The organism is Bacillus sp. SH5-2, from assembly GCF_008368905.1.
GTDB classification, from domain to species: Bacteria; Bacillota; Bacilli; order Bacillales; family Bacillaceae_G; genus Bacillus_A; species Bacillus_A luti.
Map to the genome: position 1 here is coordinate 141,837 of NZ_QOSD01000002.1, position 16,828 is coordinate 158,664.

A 16,828-nucleotide genomic window follows, 5' to 3' on the forward strand; every position below is an offset into this window, starting at 1 on the left:
TATTTACAGGCTATAAGGCTTCTATTAAGTAGCGTTTCACTTAATATTGACCCAAACACTTTTCACTTCTGTATAATTATCAAGCGCATATGAACCTAACTCACGCCCAATACCAGATTGCTTATATCCACCAAACGGTGCTGCTGCATTTTCTAAGTTATAATCATTAATCCACACTGTTCCTGCCTTTAACTGATTAGCTACTTGATGACCTGTTTTTATGTTTTGTGTCCATACCCCTGCTGCAAGTCCATATGAAGATTTATTTGCTCTTTCAATTACTTCTTCTGTCGAATCAAATGGAAGTACAACGACAACTGGTCCGAAAATTTCTTCCTTAACAATTGTCATATCATCCGTAACATTTGTGAATACTGTCGGCTGTACAAAATAACCTTTTTCAAATGCACGTTCTCCACCAGCAGCAACAGTAGCACCTTCCTTCTTCCCTTGTTCAATATAATGCAGCACACGCTCTTGTTGTTTTTTAGATACAAGTGGACCCATTTCAGTTTCCTTCTCCATACCTGCTCCAAGCTTTACTTCATTTGCCATTTTTACAAGTTCATTTACGACTGTTTCATAATGCTTTCGATGCACGAATACGCGAGATCCCGCACTACAGTTTTGACCATGATTATACATAATACCTTGGAATGCACCGTTAATCGCTTCTTCTAAGTCAGCGTCTTCTAAAATGATATTTGGGGACTTGCCACCAAGTTCTAACGTTACATGTTTAATTGTTTCTGCTGATTGACGCATAATATATTTTCCCGTAACTGTTGAACCAGTGAAGGCTACTTTATCAATATCATGATGGTTTACGATTGCAGCCCCTGCTTCAGGGCCAAAACCTGGAACAAAGTTTACAACACCATTTGGAAAACCAGCCTCTTTAAAGAGCTTCGCTGTATATAATAACGATAAAGGCGTTTGCTCTGCCGGTTTTAATACAATAGTACAACCTGTCGCAAGTGCAGCTCCCATTTTCCAGGAAGACATAACGAGCGGGAAGTTCCACGGAATAATTTGACCTACAACGCCAACAGGTTCATGGCGTGTGTAATTTAAGTAATCTTTTGAAATCGGAATGGTTTGCCCGATAATTTTTGTAGCCCATCCCGCGTAGTAGCGATAATTTTCTACAGTCGCTGCAATATCATCATCGAGTGCTACTTGATATGGTTTCCCATTATCTAAAGCTTCTAACTGCGCTAATTCTTCGCCATGCTCTTCAATTAAATCTGCTAACTTATAAATAAGATGCGCTCTTTCAGCAGTAGTCATTTCTGCCCAAGGTCCACTTTCAAATGCAGCTCTTGCTGCTTTTACTGCGATATCAATATCTTCTTCTTGCGCTTCACATACGACAGCTACAACATCTTCTGTTGCTGGATTGTATGTTTCGAACGTCTTCCCACTAATAGAAGAAACAAACTCACCATTAATAAACATTTTAATTTCTTCATTTAAAAACGCTTTCACTTTTGGTTTCAGTTCAATGTTTGTCGTTAACATTTATACATTCCCCCTTATTTAAACAGCAGCATGTGCTGCAATTTCTGATAAAATCGTTTGAAGCTTTTGATCTTCTTCTTCCGTTAATCCAAGTCTCGGATAGCGAGATGGCCCCCCAGCTTGACCGTGTAATTCCATTGAGCGTTTCACGATTTGTACATATTTTCCTGACCCTTCAAGAAACTCGCAAAGAGGTAAAATCGCATCGTTTATTTCCCATGCTTTTTCTAATTCACCATTTTGAAAATGCTCATACATTTTCGTAACGAGACCTGGAACGATATTTCCTGCAACTGAAACCCATCCCGAGGCACCAACTAAATAAGATTCCATAACTAAATCTTCAGATCCACAGAAAACTTGAAAAGCACCTTCGCCTTGTCGTACTAAATCTCTCGCTTTTCGAATATCTCCGCTAGATTCTTTAATATGTGTAACATTTTCACACTCTTTACCAATACGGAGCATTAGCTCTGTGCTCATATCAACACCAGAAGTAAATGGATTATTGTATAACATAATTGGTATATTTACTGCGTTTGAGATTTCTTTAAAATGAAAATAGATTTCCTCTTCTTTCGGTTTACAATAATACGAGTTTATAATTAACGCACAATCCGCTCCATGCGCTTCTGCATGTTTCGTATATTCAATCGTTTCTTTCGTCGTCTCTGCTGCAGTACCCACAATGACAGGAACACGACCATCAACTTCTTTTAAAACTGTTTCTACCATTTTAAATCGTTCTTCTTTTGATAAACTTACAAACTCTCCTGTACTTCCGTTAATGATAATACCTGCAACTTTTTGGTTAATAAAGTAATTAACATTTTGTTTTATCCCATCCCAATTAATCTCCTGAAATTCATCCATCGGTGTTATTAATACTGGAAATGCCCCTTTAATTTTTTGCATACTTATCTCTCCCTTTCATATTTTATTTTAATAAGAAACCTGCCGGAAACGGATCTGTAGGATCTAATAGAAACGTCTGCATTCCTGTAATAAACCCTCTACTTTCAAAGCGAAAAATGTATCCTAGTTCTTCTTTTTTCACTTTTTCTACTGTTATAAAGCTATTAAATATACTTTCGTTTTTAAAAGGTTTTTTCGTTGTAATATCATTTTTAAGTAGAGCATTAACATAAGACACAATAGTAGAAACAAAACCAGGCGACCGTACTATAAAGTTATTTTCATGAAATGTAATCGACTTTATATGGTTTTCTTCTTTTTGCGACGAATTTACTAAAATAAGCCTTTTTATAAGTGACTGTTTTTGTATAGTTTGGAGTGTAGCTTCTCCCCATTTCTTTAATTCAGAAATGTTTTCCACACAAATTTCTGGCGAATGCGTATCTTTTTCTACAACTGCATATACTTTATCTGCCTGTATGAGAGAGTAACTTATATTACCAACCTTTAAATTTTTCTCAATCATATAGCATAGTTTACTTTCAAATGAAACAGATATAACTTCATCATTCTCTACATACGCATGAACTAAAAATATTCCAGATAGCGTTTCGATTTTGTACTGATTTGACTCTCTCTTTTTTAAATAACCACTTTCTAGTAACATCGTTATTACCGCCACGATACCACCGTAATGAAGAGGAATGGATCCTTCATGATTAAAAAACAATACAGCTGCATCCACTTCTTGATAAATAGAAGGAACAACAATACATCCATTTAAACCGATAAAACCACGTGGTTCATTTAATAGAAGTTTCATCTCTTCTGCTAATTCACCTGAAAATTGTTCATTTAATTGTTCCAAACTGTAGTAATATTTGCATGGCACGTCTTTCATTACACGAAATGCTTCACCAGCTACATGTACATCTACTGCTGTATATATTTTTTGAATGTTCATTTTACATCCTCCGTTTCATGCTCCATCGGCGGAATTAACAAAAAACCTTCTTTAAGTGGATCCTTTTCATTGTAAAAAAATCTATGCATACCCATAAGCCAAGCTGATCCTGTAATTTTCGTTACTACAGCTTCAATATTTTCTACATATGTCGTATTTATGACGCACCCTTTAAAGAGAGAGCCCACAATACTCTCATGAACAAACTCTTCATTGATGTCGATTTCTTTATGAGCGTATAATACAGCTAATTTCGCCGATGTTCCTGTACCACATGGAGATCGATCAATTCCTCCTGGTGGAACAACAACTGTATTTTTCACATGCGCACTTTCATGAGTAGGATCTGTATAAAATTCAACATGTGTTAATCCTCTTATAAACGAATACTCTGGATGAATGATTTCAAACCTCTCATTAATTGTATTTCGAATATGAATTGCCTTATCAATGATTGTAGATGCGTTTTCTGGTACTAACTCTAAACCTACTGACTTCGCATCGATAATGGCATAAAAATTCCCTCCATATGCAATATGAGCCCCTACAGTTCCAATGTCTTCAACGTCTACAGTAATGTTTTTCAATAAAAAAGCTGGTATGTTGCAGAAGGAGACTTCTTTCGCTTTCCCATCTTGAACAAAAATATCTACTTCAACTAAGCCAGCTGGTGTATCTAGCTTTAAAGAAGTAACCGGTTCAACTACTGGAATTAAGCCTGATTCGACTAAAGCTGTACATACACCGATTGTATCGTGTCCACACATCGGTAAATATCCACCTGTCTCTATGTATATAACACCTATATCAGCTTCAGGGTGACACGGATCAGTTAATAGTGCACCTGACATTACATCATGTCCACGTGGTTCATTCATTAACAATTTGCGAATCCAGTCATACTCCTTTTTCATATGTAACATCTTCTCTGCCATCGTCTCTCCAATTAACTTTGGAAGTCCGCTAATTAATGTCCTCGTTGGATTCCCGCCCGTATGTGTATCAATTGTCGTAAAGACTTTTTGTAACCTCATCCATTTAACACCCTTTCTGTAAAACGACTCAAACGAAGTGGTTCAATAGGAATGATTGTTTCTTTTTCATTTAATAGCTCCTCAATCACTTTCCCAGTAACTGCCGCAAGACTAATTCCATCGCCTTCATGCCCCGCTGCTATAAAATAGTTCGGAATATGTTCCACACGTGAAATGATTGGTAAATGATCTTCTGTCCACGGACGTAAGCCTGCATATGAACGGATTACCATCATATCCGCCATTTTCGGATAAAAACGAATTGCTCTATTTGCAATACATTTAATAACTTCATTGTTTATTCTCGTGTGAAACCCTACAAATTCCCGACTACTACCAATTAAGAAGTTTTGACTTTCTGTCGGTTCAAATACAAGTGCAACCCCGTATTTTTCAGTCAAATCATCCACTTGTCGTTTCCCGCCAAACTTAGAAATTAAATAACCAAATTCCATTACTTTACGGCAGCCAACGTGTTGTTGCCTTGAAGCTACAATAATATGCCCTTTTCTCGGTTCGATTGGAATATTCACATCTAACATCTGTCCGATTTTAGGAGCCCACACACCAGCTGCATTCACAACTTGCTTCGCAGTATATGTACCGTTTGTTGTTTCTACAATAAATAAGCCGTCTGCCTCTCTTTTCATTTCCTTAACTTCTGTATGGTTATAAGCTTTTGTACCAAATTTTTTCGCCTCTGCTAAAAGTGAAAAAGCGAGAAGATACGGATTTACAGTTGAATCAGTTGCGCATTCTAAACCACCTAATAAATCATCAGCAAAAAATGGTGATTCCGCTCTTATATCTTGCCTATCTAGCATTCGAAACGGTAAACCAGCTTCTTTTTGCCTAGCTACCCATTGCTGCGCCGCTTCCATCTCTTCGTCTGATTCACAAACGAGGATGCTGCCAGGTGCCCTATATTCAAATGAATGCTCCAACTCTTCACTTAGTTCTGTTACTAACTTTTGACTTACTAATGACATTTGACTATCAAACCCTGGATCTTTATCAATTGCCAATATATTTCCATCACACCGTGAAGACGTCCCACTGACAAATTCTCCTTTTTCAATGATTGTTACATCTCTTCCGTATTTTGAAGTGTAATAAGCGATGGAACATCCTATTATTCCACCACCTATAATTAAAACGTCGCAGTGCCTCACAAAACACTCCTCCTTTCCCCCTAAACCTCTCACTTTCTTTTATGCAATTGATGTGCCAACTCTACATATATACACTTTTTATAATTAATATTTTTATTTGTAAAAATATTTTAAATTTATCGTGAATAGGTGTATTATTTTTTTATCACTGTCTAAAATTTTTTACATAACAGGAGGACACTATGGCATTTTCATTTCCGACAATAAAAGAATTTATAAAATTTTTGCCAATGGATCACAAAAGTATCCTGCAACCAATCAAGCAAGTAAATGAGAAATTTTTTTACATCCATTCATCTACTGAAAAATGGAGTTGTGCAGTTATATATGAGGATGACTCTTTCACTGCTTTAATCGACGCATTCTCACATGAACTAGCTGTTGTCATCATGAACGAAAACGAAGAACCTATATACTGTATTACTACACAGCAAATGATTCCTTTTCTTTATAAGTATTACAATGAACTACAAGCTTTTTATAACACTGTTATTCAAACGTCAGATTCTTCCGTTACAGTCATTGACGATAAAGAATGCGTTCGCACTTGGACAGATGGTGCTGAAAAGATTTTTTCAGTAAAACATAATGAAATTATTGGGCAACCAATCACTCGCTTTTTTGATTATAAAGATTTAGAAATTTTACAATCATTACATAGTGGAAAAAGCATAATCGCTCAGTTCCATCAGCCTCGCCCTGATTTGTTCGTATTAATTAATTCAAATCCAGTTTATTGTAACGATAAAATAATAGGAGCAGTCGTTTCAGAAACGGATGTTACAAATCAAGTCGCTTTGAATGAAAAACTATTTAATATGTCGCATGAAATGCACCGATTAGAACAAGAAGTCGCAAAGTATAAAGATACATCAGATCCTTTCCATGCAATGAACGGAAAAAGTCCTGTCATACAAAGAACGATACAATTAGCTCGAAAGGTTTGTTCTGTGAAGTCGACTGTTTTAATACTTGGGGAAAGCGGTGTTGGTAAGGAAGTATTTGCGAAAGCGATACATGAAGCAAGCGAAACAGCAAATGCACCTTTCATTTCAATTAACTGTGGTGCAATTCCAGAAGCGCTATTTGAAAGTGAGTTATTCGGATACGAACGAGGCGCTTTTTCTGGCGCAAATAGTAAAGGGAAAAAAGGGAAAATTGAGCTCGCGCAAGGCGGTACTTTATTCCTCGATGAAATTGGCGAAATGCCACTCGATATGCAAGTGAAACTATTACGTGTACTACAAGAACGAAAATATTACCGAGTTGGTGGGGAAAAAGAAATAAATATTGATTTCCGCATTATCGCTGCTACAAATCGTGATTTACAAGAAGAAATGAGAAAAGGAACTTTCCGAGAAGATTTATATTATCGCTTAAATGTAGTTAGTTTGCATATTCCACCACTACGAGAAAGACGAGAAGATATTATCGAATTAACGTACTCCTTCTTAAATGATTTTTCAATTAACTATAACAGACCAGTTCGCGACTTACCTTCAAGTATTATGCATGAACTACTTCATTACAATTGGCCAGGTAATATTCGCGAGCTCCGTAACGTAGTTGAAAGACTCGTTGTATTTGCGACAGACGGTATTATAAAACAAGAATATTTACCATTTCACACAAACGAAACTTTAGAAAGCGAAACGTCTCATTCCCTTTTGCTAAGTAACAATAATACAATCCTCACTTTACAAAATGAAATGGATGAGCATGAGAAAAAGGTAATCGAACGCGCTTTAAGAATTCTAAATGGAAATAAATTAGAATGTGCAAAGCAACTTGGCATAACGAGGGCTACTTTATATAACCGATTGAAAAAACTCGGGTTACAATAACCACCTCTCCTCCTCTACTTTGGCACAGTTTTTGCATCTTAATTTGTGCAAACCGAACTAGAGGAGGAATACATATGACGAATACAGAGAACGTAATTGTTTGTCGTTGTGAAGAAGTAACATACGGACAACTTCAATCAACAATCGCTGAATATAATTGCTCGGCAAGGGAATTAAAACTAAGAACACGTGCTGGCATGGGGTTTTGTGGTGGCCGCACATGTAGAATGATGATAGATCGAATGATTGAAAATGCAAATCCTGATATAAATTCCAATGAAACCCCTTTGAAATATCAGCCACCGGTACGTGCAGTTACTTTTGGATCGGTAGGTGAGAGTAAATGAGCCGAATTACACATCACCCTATTTTAGGTAGTTTAAATAATAGTCAGCGAATCACTTTTCAATTTAACGGTCAACAATATGAAGCATATGAACATGAAACAATTGCTGCTGCCTTACTAGCAAACGAAATACGAACGTTAAGAGTACATGAAGATAGCGGAACACCGCGAGGCATTTATTGCAATATCGGACATTGCTCTGAATGCCGCGTGACAGTAAATAATCAAACGAATGTACGTGCTTGCTTAACTGTTGTAGAAGACAATATGGTTGTGGAAAGCGGAAAACAGCACCCGAATATCGTGAGAGAGATGGTGAAAAAGCGATGAGAGATGTAATTATTATTGGTGCAGGACCAGCGGGATTATCAGCTTCTATCTCTTGTGCACGTTTCGGGCTAAATGTACTCGTTATTGATGAATTTATGAAGCCAGGTGGAAGATTGTTAGGACAGTTGCATCAAGAGTCGACTGGAGAATGGTGGAACGGAATAGAAGAAGCAAAACGCCTTTATGAAGAAGCAAAATCACTTTCAGTCGAAATTCAATGCGATGTTTCTGTCTTTAATTTAGATAAAGATGAAAGTAATTGGTTTGTACATACAAATATCGGTACGTTAGAAGCACCGTTTGTTCTACTCGCTACAGGGGCTGCTGAATATTCTATTCCCCTTCCTGGCTGGACACTTCCAGGGGTGATGTCGATTGGAGCAGCACAAGTTATGACAAATGTTCACCGAGTTCAAGTTGGGAAAAAAGGAATCATTATTGGTGCTAACATTTTGTCATTTGCGATTTTAAATGAACTACAATTAGCTGGAATTAAAGTGGATCATATCGTACTCCCTGAAAAAAGTGAGTTAAGCCAAAAAGCTGGTGAACCAGAGGAAGTTTTGAACTCCCTTTTAAATGCTGCTCACCTCGCTCCTTCTGCTTTACTTCGTTTCGGAAGTAAGTTCATGAAATACGATTGGATTCGAAAAGCCGGATTAACTTTTTATCCAAATAACGGGATGAAAATAAATGGAACACCGCTTCATCTCCGTAAATCAGCGCTTGAAATTATCGGAACGGATCAAGTTGAAGGGGTTCGCGTCGCCAGCATTGATTCTAAAGGTAATATTATTCATGGATCAGAAAAAATATTAGAGGCAGACTTCGTTTGTATTGCTGGTGGCTTATATCCGCTTGCCGAGCTTGCCGCTGTAGCTGGTTGTCCTTTCCAATACATCTCGGAATTAGGCGGACACATCCCTCTTCATTCCGAAACAATGGAAACCCCTCTTCCCGGTTTATTTGTAGCCGGCAATATTACTGGCATTGAAAGCGGAAAAATCGCAATGGCGCAAGGAGCGGTTGCTGGATATTCAATCGTAAAACAAGCAAATAAAAAATCTAATTCGATTGAACAACACTTGCAACAAGCAATCCAAAATGTACACGCCGTACGTCAACAAGCTGCAATTCAGTTTAATCCAATGGTCGATGCTGGCAGACGAAAAATGAATGAAATTTGGCGTGATTATTCCTCTTCCTATGCACATACTAAAAAGAGCTGTTGAGATTACTCTCAACAGCTCTTTTCACTACTCATCCGAGTTATTAAATTTCGCTAATGCGTAAATGCCTTCTTCATCATCTAATTCAAGTTGTAATCTTGCTGCGAATGAATTGACATTATATTCTCTGTCAAGTAACAAGCGTAGTGCCTCAATTAAGTTTGCTTGAATTAATATTTGCTGACGACCATTTACCTCTACTTCAGCTGAGAAACCATAGTCATCATCATACATCAGTTCAACTAAAACTTCTTCCGGACCAACTTGTCTTTTTTCAGCGATATATACACAAAGCGCATTTATAAGTTCTTGTTCAGAAATTTTTATTGTTTCCATGCTACTTCATCTGCCTTTTTCTTGCGTTGATTTTTGAAGTATTTAAATGCACGAACTGCTAACATTACGATACCAGCCATTACTAACATATTTACCATAAACGCTAATACAGAACCAAGAGCTCCCATATTTGCAAATAAGCTACCCATTAGTAAACCACCAAGACCACCTAGTAATAAACCTTTCATAAAGCTGCCTTTATTACTTTTTGGTGCTGTGTTAGTTGCTTTTGTTTTTGAATCTGGAGTCGTTTTTTGAGAATTTACGTTAGAGTCTTTTTTATTTAAGTCAACTTTTGACTTTTGACCTGAACTTGGTGTAAATGATTTTTTACCAGATTTGTAACTTTTCGCTGCTGCATGATCTACAAATATAAAGCTACTAGCTCCAAAGATCACCATGAATGCTGTCATTACTGCTACAAGTTTTTTCAACATATTATATCCATTCTCCTTTTATATAGATATATGTGAAATCTACCTTTCTAGTAAATTCAGAATGATAGATTTGTTTTTAAAAACATTTTAAAGGTTCTTATGAACTCATTATATGAACTTTTGTCGAAATATGCAAGCATTATTTACTTTCGAATGTTTGTTGACAAAGGAAAAATTAAGCAAAACAGAATTGACTTTAAATGAAACAAAACATATTATAGGTTCATAAGAACTTTTTATTATTTTGGAGGTGAAAAGATGGAAACATTTCATCTCACACGAAACGAAATGGCTACCCTTCTTCTATCACTAAGAGGATGGAATACAAAAAAGCCTCTCGGAATATTACAAGAAGCTTGGGCAAAGTCACATAAAAAAGATATTGAAAGCGGACAAAGCGTTACTGCTTTTATTACTACCGCACTTTCACCTATTTTTGAAAAATTGATTAAAATTGAAGATACGGACATTGGTTTTTCATTAAATGAAATAGTTGCGCTTGGCAATCAGATTGAAAACACGAGTTTCTCTGTAACTGCGATGCAAAACTGGGTGAAACGAGATATAAAAGAAATGATTGGCTCTCCTCAAAAAGGAAAAAAATATTCAATTGAACAAGCAGCCTTACTATTCATTGTTGAGGATTTAAAAACAGCGCTTGATTTTGAATCTATTCGCAAACTTTTACGACTCATCGTAAATGACCCAGCCGATCGAAGTGACGATTTAATTAACCCTGTTCATTTATATGTAGCCTACTCTTCTTTATTTGAAGAGTTAAACCGCGGAGATTGCCTACAATTAAATGCGACAGATACAGTCCATACAATTGAAAATATTGTGAAGGAAAAAGCTGATAAAATCGCAAGCAAATTCGACCAAATTAATAACGAACAACGCGAAGCAATTCGTAATGCTATTATTATTGCAACCCTTTCTGTACATACCGCTTATGTACAAATGTTAGCAAAACGTTACGTAACAGCAACGTTATTTTTACAAAATTTAGATGTAAAACCGTAAAAACAGGAGCAATTTTGCTCCTGTTTTTTATAATGAAAACAAGCATCTACCTTCCATACTATGTAGATGCTTGTTTTATTTCAATTTAGGCCGTTTTAAATCTTTGTTTCATTTCATATAAAGTGGTGGTATTACGTACACCTGCAAGTAGTATCATTTTTGGTTTCATACCCTTAATTCACCTTATATTCAGAATTAATCGTTTATATTTTTCTTTCTATACTGCTACCCCTTCCTTAATTTTATGCATATCATACACTTTCACTTCATTCTCTAAATACGATTTTATTTTTATAAATCCAGCTTTCTCATAGCATCGAATTGCCCTCTTATTATCGTCTTTAACTTGCAATACAACCGCTTGTATATCGGCGTCTAAAAATGATTTATTAATAAAATACTTTGTAACCTCTGTTCCAATCCCTTTTGAATATAAGTTAGAAGCACCAATAAGGATAGAGTATTCCATTACATACATATCATTATGTTTCTTCTTTTTTAATCCGACCCTACCTATTACTTCATCTTGCACTACTATTACATGATAACTTGCATAAGACCGCGACAATTTTTCGGTCCAATACTGCCGAAGCTCTTCGATTGTATATCGCTTAAATGATTTCACATTTGCTATATTATGTAATTCTTCATTGTTATACCATTCTAATATAATTGACAAATCATCTAATTCTAATAGCCGTTCTTTCCAATCCACATTCTCACCTCATCCATGTTTATTTTTAAACTCACTTAAATTGAGTATGCATATTCTTTTTTAGGCAATTTTACTATCTCTTGAATGAAAGGTGATTGCTTTATAATATCTTCTAACTCATCACTACAATAAACATAAATACCACCTACATATGTACTGTAAGCCTTTTTTTCGGTGATTACCGCTAAGCTGCTATTTTCCTTATTAAAGTCACCCTCTGTTCCTTTTTCAAATGTTAAACTTTTAGTTGCCGAAAAATATAGCTGGATTAATGCTGCTATTTCTACGTCGTTTGATTTTGTAAAACACTTTAATTCATTGAAGATCATTCCATCATGTAATGGAAGAAAATCCTCTACTTCTAACTTCTCTCTTTTATAAAAGAAGTTTTGAAGCTCAGGAGTATAGAACGAAAGGTTTTTCTCTTCTATCTTTTTAAAAATCTTTTGCAACAATAAGTCTTTACCTACCACAAACGGGTTGCCAAATCCATTATGGTAAAGCCCTTCTTTCATTTTCATTAGTTGTTCGATTAAAGGGATTCCTGGTTCTTCAATTACAAGTTTACCGTTAATGAAACGCATATAAGTAATCAATTCTTCTACCCGTAAACCTTCTAATTCAAGCGATGAGTAATATAAATCTCTATTCCAAAAATCTAATTGATCCATTCCTAATGAATTAAATAATAGTTCATCTATAATTTGAAAAACTCCATCTTCTGTTAAAGCTTTCGTTACATCATCTAATAATCTAGGAATCTGATTTAAAATCATGCGTATTTCTTCATCCTCTTGAATGATTCGTACAGTCCAATCACCATGATCTTCACCTGATATATGTTGAAAGCAATGTGAATATGGGCCATGGCCAACATCGTGTAAGAGAGCTACAACAGATAATAATTTCCTCTCGTATTCTGACAAACGAATGTCACCAATATCTGTAAGATGTTCTATCACTTTATTTACTAATACATATACACCTATTGAATGCTCTTTCCTCGTATGTATTGCGTTTTCGTGTAAAAAATATGTATGTCCTTGTTGTTTAATATACGCCAACCTTTGAAATGCTTTTGTATCTATCAATCGAAGGATATCTTTATCACGAATAGAGTTTGTTCCATAAATCGGATCATTAATTTGCATGTATTCTCCTCCTATTTTTATAAATAAAAGCTCCTATCATTATACTTAATTTTCAGTTTATTATCATTGATATATGAGAAATTTTTAATAATCTTTTCATTATCTCTTCATGAAAACTAGGCTAATATCCTTTACTATATTACTTATATGAGACATAAAAGAATTGAAATAGCAATCCCCTATGTAAATAAGGTATAATCTACATATAGTAAACCTTTTACGTAGTTAATTAAAAGGAATTTCTATGCAAAAATTCATGAACTAGAAGGTGCAACAATGTTAAGTAGTTTTATTCATTCCGTATTAACTTTTTTTGAAGGATTAGGTTATTGGGGCATTATGCTTGGATTAATGATTGAAATTATTCCGAGTGAAATTGTCCTCGCTTATGCAGGATACTTAGTTTCAAATGGAAGTATATCGTTTATAGGTGCAGTTATCTTTGGTACAATTGGCGGTGTTATTGCCCAAGTCTTTATTTATTGGATTGGCCGATACGGTGGTCGTCCTGTATTAGAACGTTACGGAAAATATATTTTCATTCATAAAAAACAAATCGATGCTGCTGAAGATTGGTTTAATCGTTACGGAACTGGCGTAATTTTCACAGCTCGCTTCATTCCAGTAGTGCGTCATGCGATTTCAATTCCTGCTGGTATTACAAAAATGCCATTGCTGCGTTTCACTACATTAACAGCACTTGCGATAATTCCTTGGTCAATCATTTTCATTTATTTAGGTGAAAAACTTGGCGAAAACTGGGAGAATATTAATGATATTGCTGGACCGTATGTGAAATCGTTCGCAATTGGCGGCGTCATACTTATTCTTTTATATTTCGTCATAAAAAAATGGACAAAAAAACGTAAAAATCTTGCTTAAGCTAATAATAAAAACCGCTAAAATTCATTACGAATTTTAGCGGTTTTTATTATAGGCTTGATTATGTATTCTTTATGCTTTAAGTCATGTTTAATGAGTGATGCAAAGTAATTATTTAACCTCACTTTTTTAGTGTCAAATTGGTAGTCATTATAAAAATATGGGGTGGGAATTCGCTCAATTTGATCTACTAATTGTTTACGAGTAAAACTAAATTGATCTAATAGTCCTTCTTTTGAAATACCTGATCTTGCATATCTTATTGCACCCGTATTCATTTCCTCCACATCTGTTGGAACATGAGGTATTAATTGCGCACTAAGAAAATAAGGTATTCGATACTTCATTACAAACTCGTCCCAAACGATAAAATGTGAAATCACATCTGCACTTGCCCACGAACCATTTTTAAATGATTGAAACCATATATCATCAGGTACTCCCTTCAACGTTTGGGACCATTCTATTACATTTAACTTTTCTTCCAAAATATTTTCTTTCTTCATTTTTCATTCCTTTCTCATAATTATAATCCATTCATATTAATACCTTCTAGAAATTGTATGAAAAGCCTCCATATTTATGTGGATAAGCAACAATCCAGTCATACATTTCGTATATTATTTCAAAAAGGAGTGATTTTCCTATGCATTGGCAACAAAAAATACCATACTTAATCGGGCCCCTATTGGCATTTCCTTCATGAATGGGCAAGGAACTTCTGGTGTATTATGCTCAGCACATGATGGTCAATTATATGTATATGAATACCTGTACCAGGCTCAGTTCGCAATGAAACATTATGATTTTAGACAAATTCAAGACATACATGCATTTCCGAATTGTCCACACCAAAATCCTCTATATTAAAAAACCGGAACGGCTAATAGCTATTCCGGTTTCACTACTTTATTTCTCAGCATAAAACTTCTGTACCGCTTCATCAAAGTAAATCCAACCTTTCCAACCTAAATGAATTGTATCTTTTAAGAAATACTTATCATATTCATGGCCAGAAAAATCAACTACTGGATATCCTGCTTTTTCAACTTGCTCGCGAACCTTATTATAATATACATCACGGCGTTCTTTCGGGAACCCGGCATAATCATACCAAGGTCCATTTACAGGAACAGAAATAAAGAGTGGTTCGACATTTTTTTCTTTGAAAAGATCTAAAACAATTTGTAAGTCATCATATTCTGGCGATTCATCATACGATTCATTTGCTCTAAAGTTTTTTAACCCTTTTAATTTTTTCTTTAAATTATGTTTATAGTAGTACGGATTTTCAATTCCGAATGTATTTGTAGTAGATTCAGCTTTCCCTTCTTGTTCCGCATGTTTACGTGCATCCTCCCAAGATAGTGAACGTAGTCCCATATTTGTTTTTTCTTTCATCGGTTCAACCTTAAATAAGGAATTAAACAAATCCCTATGATCTAAAATGTTTCGATGCATATAAGCGAGTGGTTTGACTATTCCTGCCTTTATGTTATGTTTTGTATCATTATATACAATACCTTCTAATGAGTTTTTTAATATATCATCTTTACGAACAACTTTATAATCTAGTAAACGTTTCGCAATCTTCTTCTTCATTTCAGGATTTATTTCGTCATTAAAAATAAAATGATAGGCTTGTTGTTTGGAAAAATTATTAGTAAAATCGCCTTGCGATACCCCAGTCTTTGTAAACCATTGTGGTGATAAAACAAAGACTACTTTTTTACCTTCTAGCTCATTCATTGTAGACGTCATATTTAAAATATGAGCTAAACTTTGCGTACCGCCAATCCCGATTAAATATGGTGTAAAACCTGCGGGATTTACCTTGAAGTAATTAGAAGGGTGATATGCATCCATTCGCAAAAATTCAGATGAACCGTACATCGGTAAATACTGCGAATTCTCTAACATTTTTTGTTGTAAGAAAACACTTTGTAATTTTTCTTTTTGTAAGGAAGTTGCCGCATCTTCAACTTTCGTATCGCTAATAAGTGATACGAAAGTTGAAGATGGAATAAGCACGACAATAAAAAAGAGTAGACATGCTATAATAATTGGACCAAAAGCATGTTTCATCTTCATCGTCTATTCCTCTTTCTCTCGCTATTAAATTGTAACCCTTGTTTTTGACACGTCATTTTTTTCTCCTTTTTCTCTATACATGTTTCATTCTATTTATCTATTATATACATGTACGTATTTCTTTCCTTGTTCTATTAAACCCTATATAAATAGCGCAAGAAAATGTTTCCATAGAAACACGTTAATTATACAAGATTCTACATACATTTCACACTGGAATTTTAGTAATAATTTTATTTTTAAACTATTAAAAAACATAGAAAATGTCTATAATTTATCCAATGATGTCTGGAGTTCAAAGTACGATAATAAACGCCCGTTATGATCAACATCATGAGTATATGTGAAACCTAAATTTCGTAAAAGTTTTTTCGAATTCTCATTTGCTATTTTCACCCTAGCAATTATTCTTTTTACATTCATCATCTCTTTTGCATATTGAATGGAAGCCTTTGCTGCTTCTGACGCATATCCATTTCCCCAATACTCCGGATCAAGTAAATACATAATTTCTATTTCACCTGTTTCATCTATTTTTCTTAAACCACAATGTCCTATAAGCTTCCTTGTATTTCTATTAACTAACAACCATACCCCGAAATCATACTGTTCCCAATGTGATATAAGTTGTCCAATATAATCATTTACTTCTTCCTTTGACATTCCTCTTGATTTAGCAAGCCATTTGCCAACAACTTCTTCCTTTAATATGCTATAAAACTGATCAACATCTTCTATAAGCGGCTTTCTCATGAATAACCTTTTTGTATATATTACTTTCTTTTCTTCAAACATAAAACTTCATTCCCCTCCAAAATTTTATACCGACTAGTAAATT

At 35.0% G+C, this 16,828-nt stretch carries 18 protein-coding genes and 1 pseudogene; 7 read left to right on the forward strand and 12 right to left on the reverse strand.

The features are described 5' to 3' along the window. Nucleotides 1–36: 36 nt before the first annotated feature. The 5 genes from DN410_RS02495 to DN410_RS02515 are packed head-to-tail and all read right to left on the reverse strand — an operon-like array spanning nt 37 to nt 5,606. Nucleotides 37–1,521 (reverse strand): aldehyde dehydrogenase family protein, encoded by a 1,485-nt coding sequence (locus DN410_RS02495; RefSeq protein WP_149175187.1) that lies wholly within the window; start codon nt 1,519–1,521, stop codon nt 37–39. An 18-nt stretch (nt 1,522–1,539) separates the two neighbouring features. After that, on the reverse strand, nt 1,540–2,436 hold the full coding sequence (gene dapA, locus DN410_RS02500) for a 4-hydroxy-tetrahydrodipicolinate synthase (RefSeq protein ID WP_149175188.1): 897 nt from the start codon (nt 2,434–2,436) through the stop codon (nt 1,540–1,542). 22 nt (nt 2,437–2,458) lie between these two features. Beyond that, nucleotides 2,459–3,400 carry a proline racemase family protein gene (locus tag DN410_RS02505; protein ID WP_149175189.1) on the reverse strand — a complete coding sequence of 314 codons (942 nt, stop codon included), beginning with the start codon at nt 3,398–3,400 and terminating at the stop codon, nt 2,459–2,461. Next, entirely contained in the window at nt 3,397–4,434 is a 1,038-nt protein-coding gene (locus DN410_RS02510; RefSeq protein WP_149175190.1) for a proline racemase family protein, read from the reverse strand. Before DN410_RS02510 ends, DN410_RS02505 begins: the two co-directional genes overlap by 4 nt. Next, a complete protein-coding gene (locus tag DN410_RS02515) occupies nt 4,431–5,606 on the reverse strand; it encodes an NAD(P)/FAD-dependent oxidoreductase (RefSeq protein ID WP_149175191.1) in 1,176 nt (391 codons plus the stop codon). Before DN410_RS02515 ends, DN410_RS02510 begins: the two co-directional genes overlap by 4 nt. A gap of 182 nt (nt 5,607–5,788) precedes the next feature. On the opposite strand from DN410_RS02515, the gene DN410_RS02520 reads away from it, so the two are divergent. The 4 genes from DN410_RS02520 (at nt 5,789) to DN410_RS02535 (ending at nt 9,358) form a co-directional block, all read left to right on the forward strand. Continuing rightward, nucleotides 5,789–7,450 (forward strand): sigma-54 interaction domain-containing protein, encoded by a 1,662-nt coding sequence (locus tag DN410_RS02520; protein ID WP_149175192.1) that lies wholly within the window; start codon nt 5,789–5,791, stop codon nt 7,448–7,450. 74 nt (nt 7,451–7,524) lie between these two features. Further along, nucleotides 7,525–7,797, forward strand: a complete 273-nt coding sequence (locus DN410_RS02525) for a (2Fe-2S)-binding protein (RefSeq protein WP_149175193.1) — start codon at nt 7,525–7,527, stop codon at nt 7,795–7,797. Then, a complete protein-coding gene (locus tag DN410_RS02530; protein ID WP_149175194.1) occupies nt 7,794–8,126 on the forward strand; it encodes a (2Fe-2S)-binding protein in 333 nt (110 codons plus the stop codon). Before DN410_RS02525 ends, DN410_RS02530 begins: the two co-directional genes overlap by 4 nt. Then, nucleotides 8,123–9,358 carry an NAD(P)/FAD-dependent oxidoreductase gene (locus DN410_RS02535; RefSeq protein ID WP_149175195.1) on the forward strand — a complete coding sequence of 412 codons (1,236 nt, stop codon included), beginning with the start codon at nt 8,123–8,125 and terminating at the stop codon, nt 9,356–9,358. The genes DN410_RS02530 and DN410_RS02535 overlap by 4 nt, the downstream gene beginning before the upstream one ends. 24 nt (nt 9,359–9,382) lie before the next feature. Here DN410_RS02535 and DN410_RS02540 read toward each other — a convergent pair whose 3' ends face one another. Both DN410_RS02540 and DN410_RS02545 read right to left on the reverse strand, forming a co-directional pair. Continuing rightward, entirely contained in the window at nt 9,383–9,691 is a 309-nt protein-coding gene (locus DN410_RS02540) for a YxcD family protein (protein ID WP_000447759.1), read from the reverse strand. Then, entirely contained in the window at nt 9,679–10,128 is a 450-nt protein-coding gene (locus DN410_RS02545) for a hypothetical protein (RefSeq protein WP_149175196.1), read from the reverse strand. The genes DN410_RS02540 and DN410_RS02545 overlap by 13 nt, the downstream gene beginning before the upstream one ends. Before the next feature lie 258 nt (nt 10,129–10,386). On the opposite strand from DN410_RS02545, the gene DN410_RS02550 reads away from it, so the two are divergent. Then, nucleotides 10,387–11,151: a DUF1836 domain-containing protein gene (locus DN410_RS02550; RefSeq protein WP_149175197.1), complete on the forward strand. Its 765-nt coding sequence runs from the start codon at nt 10,387–10,389 to the stop codon at nt 11,149–11,151. Between the two features lie 217 nt (nt 11,152–11,368). Here the strand turns inward: DN410_RS02550 and DN410_RS02555 are convergent, their stop codons facing one another. Beyond that, nucleotides 11,369–11,866: a GNAT family N-acetyltransferase gene (locus DN410_RS02555; RefSeq protein ID WP_149175198.1), complete on the reverse strand. Its 498-nt coding sequence runs from the start codon at nt 11,864–11,866 to the stop codon at nt 11,369–11,371. 35 nt (nt 11,867–11,901) lie between these two features. Next, nucleotides 11,902–13,017, reverse strand: coding sequence for an HD domain-containing protein (locus DN410_RS02560; protein ID WP_149175199.1), 1,116 nt, complete (start codon nt 13,015–13,017; stop codon nt 11,902–11,904). Between the two features lie 276 nt (nt 13,018–13,293). Between DN410_RS02560 and uptA the strand changes: the two genes are divergently transcribed. After that, nucleotides 13,294–13,899, forward strand: coding sequence for an undecaprenyl phosphate transporter UptA (uptA, locus tag DN410_RS02565; RefSeq protein WP_149175200.1), 606 nt, complete (start codon nt 13,294–13,296; stop codon nt 13,897–13,899). A gap of 17 nt (nt 13,900–13,916) precedes the next feature. On the opposite strand, the gene DN410_RS02570 is transcribed toward uptA, so the two are convergent. Then, on the reverse strand, nt 13,917–14,405 hold the full coding sequence (locus tag DN410_RS02570) for a DinB family protein (RefSeq protein WP_255446636.1): 489 nt from the start codon (nt 14,403–14,405) through the stop codon (nt 13,917–13,919). A gap of 140 nt (nt 14,406–14,545) precedes the next feature. Between DN410_RS02570 and DN410_RS28265 the strand changes: the two are divergent. Continuing rightward, nucleotides 14,546–14,769, forward strand: a pseudogene (locus DN410_RS28265) (hypothetical protein). Between the two features lie 39 nt (nt 14,770–14,808). Here DN410_RS28265 and dltD read toward each other — a convergent pair. Further along, nucleotides 14,809–15,990: a D-alanyl-lipoteichoic acid biosynthesis protein DltD gene (dltD, locus tag DN410_RS02575; protein WP_149175201.1), complete on the reverse strand. Its 1,182-nt coding sequence runs from the start codon at nt 15,988–15,990 to the stop codon at nt 14,809–14,811. Nucleotides 15,991–16,257: 267 nt separating this feature from the next. Then, entirely contained in the window at nt 16,258–16,785 is a 528-nt protein-coding gene (locus tag DN410_RS02580; RefSeq protein ID WP_149175202.1) for a GNAT family N-acetyltransferase, read from the reverse strand. Nucleotides 16,786–16,828 lie beyond the last annotated feature (43 nt).

What these genes read in the sequence shown, in the direction of transcription:
- DN410_RS02495 (WP_149175187.1), bottom strand. Translation starts at nt 1,521, where the DNA reads ATGTTAACGACAAACATTGAACTGAAACCAAAAGTGAAAGCGTTTTTA.
- dapA (WP_149175188.1), bottom strand. Translation starts at nt 2,436, where the DNA reads ATGCAAAAAATTAAAGGGGCATTTCCAGTATTAATAACACCGATGGAT.
- DN410_RS02505 (WP_149175189.1), bottom strand. Translation starts at nt 3,400, where the DNA reads ATGAACATTCAAAAAATATATACAGCAGTAGATGTACATGTAGCTGGT.
- DN410_RS02510 (WP_149175190.1), bottom strand. Translation starts at nt 4,434, where the DNA reads ATGAGGTTACAAAAAGTCTTTACGACAATTGATACACATACGGGCGGG.
- DN410_RS02520 (WP_149175192.1), top strand. Translation starts at nt 5,789, where the DNA reads ATGGCATTTTCATTTCCGACAATAAAAGAATTTATAAAATTTTTGCCA.
- DN410_RS02525 (WP_149175193.1), top strand. Translation starts at nt 7,525, where the DNA reads ATGACGAATACAGAGAACGTAATTGTTTGTCGTTGTGAAGAAGTAACA.
- DN410_RS02530 (WP_149175194.1), top strand. Translation starts at nt 7,794, where the DNA reads ATGAGCCGAATTACACATCACCCTATTTTAGGTAGTTTAAATAATAGT.
- DN410_RS02535 (WP_149175195.1), top strand. Translation starts at nt 8,123, where the DNA reads ATGAGAGATGTAATTATTATTGGTGCAGGACCAGCGGGATTATCAGCT.
- DN410_RS02540 (WP_000447759.1), bottom strand. Translation starts at nt 9,691, where the DNA reads ATGGAAACAATAAAAATTTCTGAACAAGAACTTATAAATGCGCTTTGT.
- DN410_RS02545 (WP_149175196.1), bottom strand. Translation starts at nt 10,128, where the DNA reads ATGTTGAAAAAACTTGTAGCAGTAATGACAGCATTCATGGTGATCTTT.
- DN410_RS02550 (WP_149175197.1), top strand. Translation starts at nt 10,387, where the DNA reads ATGGAAACATTTCATCTCACACGAAACGAAATGGCTACCCTTCTTCTA.
- DN410_RS02560 (WP_149175199.1), bottom strand. Translation starts at nt 13,017, where the DNA reads ATGCAAATTAATGATCCGATTTATGGAACAAACTCTATTCGTGATAAA.
- uptA (WP_149175200.1), top strand. Translation starts at nt 13,294, where the DNA reads ATGTTAAGTAGTTTTATTCATTCCGTATTAACTTTTTTTGAAGGATTA.
- DN410_RS02570 (WP_255446636.1), bottom strand. Translation starts at nt 14,405, where the DNA reads ATGAAGAAAGAAAATATTTTGGAAGAAAAGTTAAATGTAATAGAATGG.
- dltD (WP_149175201.1), bottom strand. Translation starts at nt 15,990, where the DNA reads ATGAAGATGAAACATGCTTTTGGTCCAATTATTATAGCATGTCTACTC.
- DN410_RS02580 (WP_149175202.1), bottom strand. Translation starts at nt 16,785, where the DNA reads ATGTTTGAAGAAAAGAAAGTAATATATACAAAAAGGTTATTCATGAGA.